Raw genomic sequence first — 10,378 nt, 5'->3', positions numbered from 1 at the left:
CCAGTGACGCACCGAACGCGGGATCAAGTGGGTGGTGAATAAAACAATAATGATCGGGCATTTCAAGACATGGCATTACTGACTGAACACGAACAACGCAAAGTCGCCGAGGCGATTGCCCGGGTCGAGCGCGACACCGACGCGGAACTGGTGACCGTGCTCGCGGCCCGCGCCGACGACTATGCGTACATCCCGCTGCTCTGGGCCAGCCTGCTGGCGCTGGTGGTGCCGGGCATCGTGCATTACCTGACAGGCTGGTTGACCATGCACAGTCTGTTGCTGGTGCAATGGATCACCTTCATCATCCTGTGCCTGGTGTTCCGGGTACCGAAAATCACCACCCACTTGATCCCGCGTTCGGTGCGTCACTGGCGCGCCTCGAACTTGGCGCGCCGGCAGTTCCTGGAGCAAAACCTGCACCACACCGTGGGCAGTACCGGCATGCTGATCTTCGTCTCCGAGGCCGAGCGTTATGTGGAAATCCTGGTGGACGAGGGGATCTCCAGTCGTCTGGACAACAAAAATTGGGACGCGATTGTTGCCGCGTTCACTCAGCAAGTGCGGCAAGGGCAGACGTTGCAGGGCTTTGTCAGCTGCATCGAAGCGTGCGGCGAGTTGCTTAAAGTGCATGTTCCTGTGACGCACGTACGCAACGAGCTGCCCAATCGTTTGGTGGTGCTCGGTTAAGCCCTGACCCGGAACGTTGCTCCAGAGAGTTTGTAGCGCTCCACGGTACAACTGCCGTGTGTTGTCCGGCGCCAGGCTTGTCTTCAACATCCCTCCAACAGCAAGCGCCCTGCCACGGGCGTTCTGACGTAGAGGGAGTTCTTATGTCAACGCATCAATCGCTCGACTCTATTGCGGGGGCGGCACCCTATGGCGGTGGAGAAGCCCCGCCAGCGCGGCTGACCGCGAAAGAGAAGCAAACCTTAATGTGGTGCTTCAAAGGCAAGACATCCTGGGAGATTGCCCGGATTCAGAATTGCTCGGAAGCCACGGTCAACTTTCATTTCTCCAATATCCGCCGCAAGTTCGCCGTCAGTTCCCGTAGCGCCGCCTTGCTCAAAGCCATTGAGTCGGGAGTCATCAGGATTAATGAGGCTGGTGAGAGAGGTGCCCATGAATCTGACTGATTCGGCCTACAACAGTATCAGTGGGCTCCTGGTGGGATTGGGTATCGCGACACTGCCTGCGATTGACGGCGAGGCGCTGTTCGGTGCGTCGCTGGGCGCCTGGCTGGTCACCACCACCCGCAGCAACTTCAAAGCCTGGCAGCGAATCGGCTCCTGGTTGCTGTCGGCGGGCGTCGGTTACCTTTTTACCCCGGTCGCTCTGCAGATGACCCCGTTCCTGACAGCGGGGGTGACGGCATTTTTCTGTGCTCTGATCGTCATTCCCATCAGCATCAAGATCATGCAGTGGATCGATGGTGCCGGTCTTGCCGAAATCATTCGGCACTTCAGAGGGCGCGGGTGATGGGCAGTGATGAACTTTGGATTGCTATGACTTCAAATTTCGTTCGAGTGACGAAAGGAGGGTGGCCATTTCAGACAGTTTGAGCTCCATGTCACGCAGGCGTCTCTTTTCCTCCAGCGCGTTTTGTATGGCACAGCGATCCTCTTCGTCCAGCAATCGCCACAACGCAAGAATAGTGTTTTCCCGGGCCGTACTTCCTTGAGAACTCTCGACGGGGTCGCTGGGTGCCTGCCGCAAAATCGGACCTTCACCGAGCAGCAACCAATCAAGAGAGATGCCTCGTGCTTGTGCAATGTCTACGCATAATGAGTATGGCGTGCTGTCGCGACCTTTCCAGCTGCTAAGGGTTTGCGGGCTGATCTGTAGCGCGGAGGACAATGATGCATCGGTTTTTGTACCGGTGATTTGTTTCAGGCGAGTCAGAACTGCCTGTGATTTTTTGCTACGCAATTTGAGCCTCTTCCCTTTGACATATGCTTTTTGAGTGCCTAGCGTATGCGCAATGAGTACTTATTTTTTTGTAAGTAATCAATCATCAACTATGAATTAGAAGAATACGATGTCGAAACTTCCTAATGGTATCAGGGTGATTTCCTACGAGCTTGGCTCTTACCCATTACGCGGCTGCCCTTTGCATTTCCTTTTGTCCGGCAGACGTTTTCCGCAAGGGCGGACCGCAGCGATCAACGCGCCAAACAGTATTGCGTCTGATCAAGTCGATTACCACCAGATGACTTACGGGAACCAAGCATGAGCACTTACAAAATGGTTTGTCCGCACTGCTTGAACAGGATGCGCATCCGCACCAGCGAGGGACGTCATATTTTCCTGCGGGTGGCCTATTTGCAATGCACCTCTGAGGCCTGTGGCTGGTCGGTTCGGGCTGAGTTCGAAATGACCCACGAACTGTCGCCCAGTGGAATGCCTAATCCCAGCGTACGTTTGCCCAGCGCCGGACCTGATTTGCGTCGCGGGGCCAGGCCCGTTGCCGTGAGTGCCAAGTCGATGGACACACACACGGAGTCGTAAACATGGAGGGAGTCGATGAGAATGGCGTATTGAATGAGGAACTGTTGGCCATCGCCCAGGCGTTCCTGGCCCGTCATGAAAGCGACGGATTGAGTGATGACCAGGTGTTGTTCTGTCGTGCCGTTAAACATCTGGAAGGTATCGATGTGCCAATGCACCTGGCAGAGAAGCTGGTCAGCCACGCCTACGGAATACTTAAATCCACCAATGATCGCCGGCGTCTGGATATCGCTGCGAGTTCCGCAACCGTCGCCGTTGTCACTGATCCGGCCAACGGTCTGACTTGGGCCGTGCCGGTAGGGTTGATTGTCAAATACATCATCAACTCGCCGACCAATCGTAAACTTCGGCTGGTGGAGCCCTAGATTTCAATGGGTTTATTCAGGTCTTGGGCTGCCTGACCAGGACCTGTCACAAAATAACTCCGTGCCCAAACGCCTCGTCCGCCCTAAAATACCGGGCATTCCCCGACTCGCACCGCCCGAGGCCGTTTTTCATGTCTGTCACCGCTACTCCCGCCCGCCTCGCGCCGGATCATCACGCCCAATTCATCGACCTGCTGCAAACCAGCCTCGATGAAAATGCCTTCATCAAACTGGTGCTGGCCAAGTACGTTGGCGATGAAACGGATCTGCAGCGGATCATCATCAAACCGGTGACGGTCAAGGCGCAGCCCTGTCTATCCTTCGTCTATCGCTACAAGACCCGAGACATCACCAAGAACCTGCCTTTGGCCGAAGGCGTCGCGACCATTGCCGATCTTTTACCTGCGGCGTTCAAAAATGCGCATTTGTTGTCGCTGACTGACGAAGCCCAGCTTGAATACAGCAAAAAGGGCAAGAGTTCGCTGTTCAAAAGCAAACCCCAGCAATTGCGCGAAGTGCCGTCCGCTGAGCACAACCGCGAAAAAAACCGTTTCCTCGACCTGAGTCGACCGTTTCTCGCCGACCTTGGCGTGACCAACAAGCAGCATGAGCTGATTCCGGCGATGTCGCGCAAGTGGAAGCAGATCAACAAGTTCATCGAAGTCTTCAGCCATGCGCTGACATCCTCGCCGTTGGCCCTGGACAAACCGGTGCGAGTGGCGGACTTCGGATCGGGAAAGGGCTACCTGACCTTCGCCATCCACGACTACTTGCGCAATACCTTGAAGGCCGAAGGCGAAGTGACGGGTGTCGAATTGCGTGAAGACATGGTCACCCTGTGCAACGCAGCGGCGGCCAAGCTCGAGCATCCCGGGCTGGTGTTCAAGTGCGGTGACGTGCGCAGTGTGGCGCCGAGCGAGCTGGACGTGATGATCGCGCTGCACGCCTGCGACATCGCCACCGACTACGCGATTCATACCGGCATCCGTTCCGGGGCGTCGATCATCATGTGCTCGCCGTGCTGCCACAAGCAGATCCGCCTGCAAATCCAGAGCCCGGCGCTGCTCAAGCCCATGCTGCAATACGGCTTGCACCTGGGCCAGCAGGCGGAAATGGTCACCGACAGCTTGCGTGCGCTGTTCCTTGAGGCTTGCGGCTACGAAACCAAGGTGTTCGAGTTCATCTCACTGGACCACACCAACAAGAACAAGATGATCCTGGCGGTCAAACGCGCCGAACCGGTTGACCCGGCTCAGCTGTTGGCGAAAATCCAGGAACTGAAGGATTTCTATCACATCACTGAACATTGCCTGGAAACCTTGCTGCGGGCCGACGGCTACCTCTGACCCTGTGGGAGCGAGCCGGCTCCGGGCGGCGTTCCGACGAAGGCGGACTGACAGTCAACTGCGATGTTGACTGTCACGGCCCTTTCGCGAGCAGGCTCGCTCCCACATGTGGTTTGATCGCCGTTTTTCTGCCCAGCATCACGGTCACAATCACCCCGGCCGCGAACAACCATGTAATCGGCTCGACATGTTCGCCGAAGAACAACGCTGAAAAAGCGATGGTGAAGAAAATCTGCAGCAACTGGATCTGACTGACCCGGGCAATGCCACCCATGGCCAGCCCGGCATACCAGGCGAAGAAACCGATGAACTGCGAAAACAGCGAGACGTAACCGAAGGCCCACCAGGTCTTGCTCGAAATCTCGCCCTGGTGTTGCAGCGCCAGATAGACCACCGGGCCGATCAGCAGCGGTGTTGACAGTACCAATGCCCAACAGATTACCTGCCAGCCGCCCATCTCCTTGGCCAACCGGCCGCCTTCGGCATAGCCCAAACCACCCACCGCGATAGCCCCGAGCATCAGCAAATCACCGGCCTGAATGCTGCCGGCACCGCTGATCAATGCATAGCCGAGTACCAGCGCGCTGCCCAGCGCCGCGCAGGCCCAGAAGGCTTTCGACGGACGTTCATGGGACAGCCACGCGGCGTACAGCGCCACGCACAACGGTTGCAGGCCATTGACCAGTGCGCCATGGGACGCCGGCAAGGTTTGCATCGCCCAGGCCGACAACACCGGAAAGCCAAGAATCACCCCGGCCGACACCAGCATCAGGCCTTTGACCTGTTTCCAGGTCGGCCATTTTTCACGGCGCCACAGCAACAGCACTGCCGCAGGTACCGCCGCGAACAACGCACGACCCAGGCCATTGAGTAGCGGATGAAGTTCCTGCACGACGATCCGTGTGAAGGGCAGGGTGAGGCTGAAAATGACGACGCCGAGCAAGCCCAGGGCCATGCCGGTGTTTTCGCGGGAGGACATGATGGCAACCAGAATCTTGGGTGAGGGGAAGTGCTTTCATCTAGCCATAAACTGTGGGTTTCACGCTGCTACAGATAAGCGCAGAGTTATCCGTACAGTTCAAGGACGCCATCGCGGTCCATCAGGTAGTAGCCGGTTGTTACCCGACTCATCGGATAAGGACTACCTTGAATACTCCTGCATGCCCACGCATTTTCCAGAGGAGTCCTCCCCATGGCGGCTAAAAAAATTCTGATGCTGGTCGGCGATTACGTCGAAGACTATGAAGTGATGGTGCCGTTCCAGGCCCTGTTGATGGTCGGCCATACGGTGCATGCCGTTTGCCCGGAGAAGACCGCCGGCCAGACCGTACGCACGGCCATCCACGACTTCGAAGGCGACCAGACTTACAGCGAAAAACCCGGACACTTGTTTGCCCTGAATTTCGATTTTGCCAAGGTCAAGTCTGCGGACTACGACGCCGTGCTGATACCTGGCGGTCGTGCGCCGGAGTACCTGCGCCTGAACGAAAAAGTCCTGGAGCTGGTGCGGGATTTCGATAAGGCTGGCAAGCCGATCGCTGCCGTATGTCACGGCGCGCAATTGCTGGCGGCGGCAGGGGTTCTCGAAGGGCGCGAGTGCAGCGCCTACCCGGCCTGTGCTCCGGAAGTACGCCTGGCTGGTGGTACGTTTATCGACATTCCGGTGACGGACGGTCATGTTCAGGGCAATCTGGCCACGGCGCCGGCCTGGCCAGCCCACCCGAACTGGCTCGCGGGTTTCCTCGGGTTACTGGGCACGAAAATCACGCTGTAACGAGGAACCGATCCATGTGCGAGCTCTACGTCAAGGCCGACCCGATTCTCTACGAATCGCGCTCTCGCTCGCTGCGCATCTGCGGGGTCGTCACCACCCTGCGGCTGGAGAACCAATTCTGGGACATCCTCAGCGAAATTGCCGAGGTCGATGGCATGACCACCAATCAGTTGATCGCCAAGCTGTATGAAGAGGTGATGGACTACCGCGGCGAGGTGGTGAATTTCGCTTCGTTTTTGCGGGTCAGTTGTACGCGGTATCTGAGCCAGCGGCGGGTGGCGGCACCGGAGTTGTCGGTGGTGCGGGCGGTGGTGAAGTAGATGGCTTTCGATGACTGTACCGTCCTCATCGCGGGCTTGCCCGCGATGAGGGCGGTACAGGCGACAAAAATCCCGGGCTGGTCTTTACTCTGAAGCGCGCAACCCCTCATTTGCCAAGGAGAAAGATCATGTCTGGATGGTACGAAGTGAGCAAAAGCAGCAGCGGTCAGTTCAGGTTTGTGTTGAAGGCGGCGAATGCCGAAACCATTCTGACCAGTGAGCTGTACACCACCCGCGCCGCAGCCGATAAAGGTATCGCATCGGTCCAGGCCAACAGCCCGCTGGATGAACGCTACGAGAAAAAAACCACCAAGGATGGCCATCCTTACTTCAACCTCAAGGCAGCTAACCACGAAATCATAGGCAGCAGCGAGTCGTATGCCTCGGAGGCAGCCATGGAAAAAGGTATTGCCAGCGTGAAGGTCAACGGGCCGACCAAGGTGATCAAGGACAAGACCTTGCCCGTCCTCTGAAAACACAATGCAAATCCCCTTGTGGGAGCGAGCCTGCTCGCTCCCACAAGGGTTGCATCTGTGCCTTGAGATCAGCGCAGGGCTTTCAACAGGCCTTGCAGCTGGCCAAGTCCCGCCTCACCCAGTGGAAACACAGGCAACCGCGGATCCCCCACCTCCAGTCCGGTTTCGCGCAAGCCCGCCTTGATCGTCGCCGGCAAGCCGCCCTTGAGGATGAAATCCAGCAGCGGCAACTGGCGATAGAACAGTTCGCGCGCCTTGCCCAGGTCGTTGGCCAACACCACTTCATACAAATCCAGGTTGAGCTGCGGGATCAGGTTCGGCGCTGCGGTACACCAGCCCTTTGCCCCGGCCGCGAAGGCTTCCAGCGCCAGCGGGTTGCAGCCGTTATAGAACGGTACCTGGCCTTCGCCCAGACGTTGCAGTTGATGCATGCGCTGGATGTCGCCGGTGCTTTCCTTGACCATGGTCACGTTTTCCACACCCTTGACGATGCGCAGAATCAGATCCACCGACATGTCGGTGCCGCTGGTGGCCGGGTTGTTGTAGAGCATGATCGGCACGCCGATGCTGTCGCCGATGGCACGATAGTGGGCGAGGATTTCCGCTTCACTGAGTTTCCAGTACGAGGTCGGCAGCACCATCACCACGTCGGCGCCGTGGGCTTCGGCGAAACGGGCGCGACGTACCGCTTTGGCGGTGGTCAGGTCGGACACGCTGACGATGGTCGGCACCCGTTTGGCCACGTGCTTGATGCTGAATTCGGCAACCTGATCCCACTCCGCGTCGCTCAGGTAAGCACCTTCACCGGTGCTGCCCAAGGGGGCGATGGAGTGCACGCCGCCGTCGATCAGACGATCGATGGAACGCCCGAGGGCGTTGAGGTCCACGCCTTCGCCGTTGGCAGTGAAGGGGGTGATGGTGTAGCCGATGATGCCGTGAATGTTGGGGCTGGACATGGTGTCTCTCCGTACGAAAAAGATCTGGGTTCAGTTCAGGCAATCGGCGTGTTGACGCAGGTTCTGCCGGGCGTAGTAGTTGAAAGCGGCGGCGTGACGTTTTGGTCGGGCGATCCAGTCATGGGCTTCGCGGCCCAGCTCGGGAATGATCGGCTTGATGGTCCCGGCGCTCATCGCCAGCAACTGCAACTTGGCGGCGCGTTCGATCAGTTGGGCAATCACACAGGCCTCTTCGATGGTGGTGCCGGTGGACAATTGGCCGTGGTGGGAAAGCAGGACTGCCCGTTTGTTGCCCAGGGCGCCGGCAATCAGATCACCTTCCTCGTTACCCACCGGTACACCTGGCCAGCCTTCAAGAAACGCACAGTCTTCGTAGAGGGGGCAGAGGTCCATGTGGGAAATATGCAGCGGCACCTCCAGCATCGACAATGCCGCGACGTGGGTCGGGTGGGTGTGAATGATGCAGTTCACATCCGGCCGGGCGCGGTACACCCAGCTGTGGAAACGGTTGGCCGGATTCGGCATTCCGAGGCCTTCGAGTACTTCCAGGTCTTCGTTGACCAGCAGCAGGTTGCTCGCGGTGATTTCGTCGAAACCCAGGCCCAGTTGTTGAGTGTAATAGGTGCCCGGCTGCGGGCCACGGGCGGTGATTTGCCCGGCCAGACCTGAGTCGTGACCATTCTCGAACAGAATGCGGCAGGTCAGGGCCAGCTTTTGCCGGTCGGTCCACGTATTATCTGAGAGGGTATTTTGCATCTGGCTCAGCGCTTGCTTGACCAGTTGATCTTTGGGCAGTGCTAATGTCTTGGCCATATCGGTGTCCTCTTTGGGTGGGTCATGCAGATGACACGAAAGATGCTATATGACACTTTGTGTCATGAGCAAGGACAATTCGTCGCCTCCTTGATGGATTAATCGTTCTAAATGTCTATCCGTTTGAAATTATTGAGAAAAAAACTTGGCGTGACGCTGGAGGCCTTGGCCGAAAAATCCGGCATGACCAAGAGTTACCTGTCGAAGGTCGAGCGCGGGCTGAACACGCCGTCGATTGCGGCTGCGCTGAAACTGGCCAAGGCCTTGAACGTTAACGTCGAGGAGCTGTTTTCCGAAGACAAGGTCAGCCTCGACAGCTACAGCCTGGTGCGCAGCCACGAGCGTCAGCCATTGGGCGCCAGCGACGACAATCCGGGTTACGCGGTGCTGGCCCATCAGGTCAGTGAACGCAGCCTGTTGCCGTTCATCATTTACCCGCCGACGGAATTCACCGACAAAGCCTTCAAGGAACACTTGGGCGAGGAGTTTCTATTCGTGCATGAGGGGCAGGTTGAGGTGGATTTCGTCAATGAGCGCGTGCTGCTCAGCCGGGGAGATGCGTTGCACTTCAACTCACAGAAACCGCACCGGATCCGCTCGGTGGGCGAGGTGCAGGCGCAGTTGCTGGTGGTAGTGCATAGCACTGAAGAATGAATTGACTGGACTGACGCCATCGCGGGCAAGCCCGCTCCCACAGGTCCAGCGTGATCCTTGCGGGAGCGGCGGTGCGACGATTCGACTTGCCCGCGATGGCGCCAGTTGCGGCGCCGCTAAACCTCAACCGGTACGGTGAGCTTCGGGTTACCCAGTGCATGGCTCTTCGAATCAAAAAACCGCAACTCAACCCCCGTCCCCTCGAACACCTTCGCGTAATGCCGCTTCTGATGCTGGATGAACGCCTTGCTGCGCGGGTAAATCGAGATCGCCACAACCTTCGGTTTCGCCTGGCGCAAGGCATGAACGATATGGCTGTCCTGTTCGCTCAGTGCATGGCCGAAGAGGCACAAGCCTTCGCCATGGCCGAGTAACTGCTCGTAGCAGAACGACAGATAATCCGAGCTGCGTATGGTCTTGAGCTTGTCCGCACTCGGCCCTTCGTTGACGAACAGCGGCACATCGTCGAGGGTCTTGATCGTGTTGTTGATGGCGAAATTGCCCAGCAATGTGCCTTCGGTCGACATCAGTTTGCGCGCCGTGCCGTCCTGATTGCGCACCAGGTGCAGGCCACCGTGCAGGTAAAGCAAACGGGTCTTGTCGGTGGCGGTGGCGCTCAGGTCGAAGGCGGGTTCGGTCCCGTGAAACAGGTCGGTGATCGCGTCCGGTTGCTGCTGGATCGCCCAGTAATTGAGCAAATCGTAATTGGTGGTGAACACCGTGCGGTAGCTGGCCAGTTCCTGATTGATCGTCGCCAGTGTCGAAGCTTCGACCAACCGCCATGGGATATGCACCGTGTGCACGGTGTTGATCAGCGCTTCCTTGATCGCGTAGTAACGATTGCGCGGCGCGGCGGAGCTGACGGCCAGGGCCTTGTTGACCCGGCTGGTGGTTTTCAGCGCACTCAGCACCTGCTCGAAACTGCGCGTCTGCAGCGCATCGAATACGCTCAGCTCGGACGGGCTCAGGGGTTTTTCTTCGACGGTGCGGGCGTTTTCGAACAGCGAGTCGTAGCCGAAGTCGTCCCACACCGCGCGGCTGGCGCCGTTGCCCACCAGCAGGCCGCCGAACGCAGCGCTGGCGCGCAAGGCATTCCAGTCTTCAAGTTGGGCGTCGACATCCTGGAAATCGGTCATTGCGATCAAAGTCTCAAAGCAAAAGGTCTGATG

Annotated in this window: 15 protein-coding genes; 10 read left to right on the top strand and 5 right to left on the bottom strand. The window is 58.1% G+C overall.

The window, feature by feature from the left end; translation table 11 throughout:
- Positions 1–69: 69 nt before the first annotated feature.
- From FFS64_RS06480 to FFS64_RS06470, 3 genes are all read left to right on the top strand, one after another.
- The gene (locus FFS64_RS06480) at positions 70–687 is read left to right on the top strand and encodes a TPM domain-containing protein (protein ID WP_137804673.1); all 618 of its coding nucleotides are present in this window, start codon (positions 70–72) and stop codon (positions 685–687) included.
- Between the two features lie 143 nt (positions 688–830).
- The gene (locus tag FFS64_RS06475; RefSeq protein ID WP_137804672.1) at positions 831–1,133 is read left to right on the top strand and encodes a helix-turn-helix domain-containing protein; all 303 of its coding nucleotides are present in this window, start codon (positions 831–833) and stop codon (positions 1,131–1,133) included.
- Positions 1,120–1,476: a putative holin gene (locus FFS64_RS06470; protein ID WP_137804671.1), complete on the top strand. Its 357-nt coding sequence runs from the start codon at positions 1,120–1,122 to the stop codon at positions 1,474–1,476. The genes FFS64_RS06475 and FFS64_RS06470 overlap by 14 nt, the downstream gene beginning before the upstream one ends.
- A gap of 24 nt (positions 1,477–1,500) precedes the next feature.
- On the opposite strand, the gene FFS64_RS06465 is transcribed toward FFS64_RS06470, so the two are convergent.
- Entirely contained in the window at positions 1,501–1,926 is a 426-nt protein-coding gene (locus FFS64_RS06465; RefSeq protein WP_137804670.1) for a helix-turn-helix domain-containing protein, read from the bottom strand.
- Between the two features lie 300 nt (positions 1,927–2,226).
- Between FFS64_RS06465 and FFS64_RS06460 the strand changes: the two genes are divergently transcribed.
- The 3 genes from FFS64_RS06460 to FFS64_RS06450 all read left to right on the top strand — a co-directional run bounded on the left by FFS64_RS06460 (position 2,227) and on the right by FFS64_RS06450 (position 4,216).
- Complete coding sequence (locus tag FFS64_RS06460; protein WP_137804669.1) at positions 2,227–2,505, top strand: ogr/Delta-like zinc finger family protein; 279 nt, start codon at positions 2,227–2,229, stop codon at positions 2,503–2,505.
- 2 nt (positions 2,506–2,507) lie between these two features.
- Positions 2,508–2,870, top strand: a complete 363-nt coding sequence (locus FFS64_RS06455) for a hypothetical protein (RefSeq protein WP_137804668.1) — start codon at positions 2,508–2,510, stop codon at positions 2,868–2,870.
- Positions 2,871–3,001: 131 nt separating this feature from the next.
- Positions 3,002–4,216, top strand: a complete 1,215-nt coding sequence (locus FFS64_RS06450; RefSeq protein WP_137804667.1) for an SAM-dependent methyltransferase — start codon at positions 3,002–3,004, stop codon at positions 4,214–4,216.
- 73 nt (positions 4,217–4,289) lie between these two features.
- Here the strand turns inward: FFS64_RS06450 and FFS64_RS06445 are convergent, their stop codons facing one another.
- Positions 4,290–5,195 (bottom strand): DMT family transporter, encoded by a 906-nt coding sequence (locus FFS64_RS06445; protein ID WP_137804666.1) that lies wholly within the window; start codon positions 5,193–5,195, stop codon positions 4,290–4,292.
- A 213-nt stretch (positions 5,196–5,408) separates the two neighbouring features.
- Between FFS64_RS06445 and FFS64_RS06440 the strand changes: the two genes are divergently transcribed.
- The 3 genes from FFS64_RS06440 (at position 5,409) to FFS64_RS06430 (ending at position 6,783) form a co-directional block, all read left to right on the top strand.
- Complete coding sequence (locus FFS64_RS06440) at positions 5,409–5,990, top strand: DJ-1/PfpI family protein (RefSeq protein WP_137804665.1); 582 nt, start codon at positions 5,409–5,411, stop codon at positions 5,988–5,990.
- A gap of 14 nt (positions 5,991–6,004) precedes the next feature.
- Positions 6,005–6,310 (top strand): ribbon-helix-helix domain-containing protein, encoded by a 306-nt coding sequence (locus FFS64_RS06435; protein ID WP_137804664.1) that lies wholly within the window; start codon positions 6,005–6,007, stop codon positions 6,308–6,310.
- A 128-nt stretch (positions 6,311–6,438) separates the two neighbouring features.
- Positions 6,439–6,783 (top strand): YegP family protein, encoded by a 345-nt coding sequence (locus FFS64_RS06430; protein WP_137804663.1) that lies wholly within the window; start codon positions 6,439–6,441, stop codon positions 6,781–6,783.
- A 71-nt stretch (positions 6,784–6,854) separates the two neighbouring features.
- Here FFS64_RS06430 and FFS64_RS06425 read toward each other — a convergent pair whose 3' ends face one another.
- Both FFS64_RS06425 and FFS64_RS06420 read right to left on the bottom strand, forming a co-directional pair.
- Positions 6,855–7,742 (bottom strand): dihydrodipicolinate synthase family protein, encoded by an 888-nt coding sequence (locus FFS64_RS06425; protein ID WP_137804662.1) that lies wholly within the window; start codon positions 7,740–7,742, stop codon positions 6,855–6,857.
- A gap of 30 nt (positions 7,743–7,772) precedes the next feature.
- A complete protein-coding gene (locus FFS64_RS06420; RefSeq protein ID WP_137804661.1) occupies positions 7,773–8,555 on the bottom strand; it encodes an aldolase in 783 nt (260 codons plus the stop codon).
- 111 nt (positions 8,556–8,666) lie between these two features.
- On the opposite strand from FFS64_RS06420, the gene FFS64_RS06415 reads away from it, so the two are divergent.
- Positions 8,667–9,209 carry a helix-turn-helix domain-containing protein gene (locus tag FFS64_RS06415; protein ID WP_095195446.1) on the top strand — a complete coding sequence of 181 codons (543 nt, stop codon included), beginning with the start codon at positions 8,667–8,669 and terminating at the stop codon, positions 9,207–9,209.
- 116 nt (positions 9,210–9,325) lie between these two features.
- Here the strand turns inward: FFS64_RS06415 and FFS64_RS06405 are convergent, their stop codons facing one another.
- Positions 9,326–10,345 carry a DUF4917 family protein gene (locus FFS64_RS06405; protein ID WP_137804659.1) on the bottom strand — a complete coding sequence of 340 codons (1,020 nt, stop codon included), beginning with the start codon at positions 10,343–10,345 and terminating at the stop codon, positions 9,326–9,328.
- Positions 10,346–10,378: the final 33 nt, after the last annotated feature.

The sequence above is a fragment of the Pseudomonas sp. G(2018) genome, assembly GCF_005502415.1.
Lineage (GTDB): Bacteria > Pseudomonadota > Gammaproteobacteria > Pseudomonadales > Pseudomonadaceae > Aquipseudomonas.
Note: the sequence above shows the minus strand (reverse complement) of the source record. Positions and strands in the feature narration are given on the sequence as shown.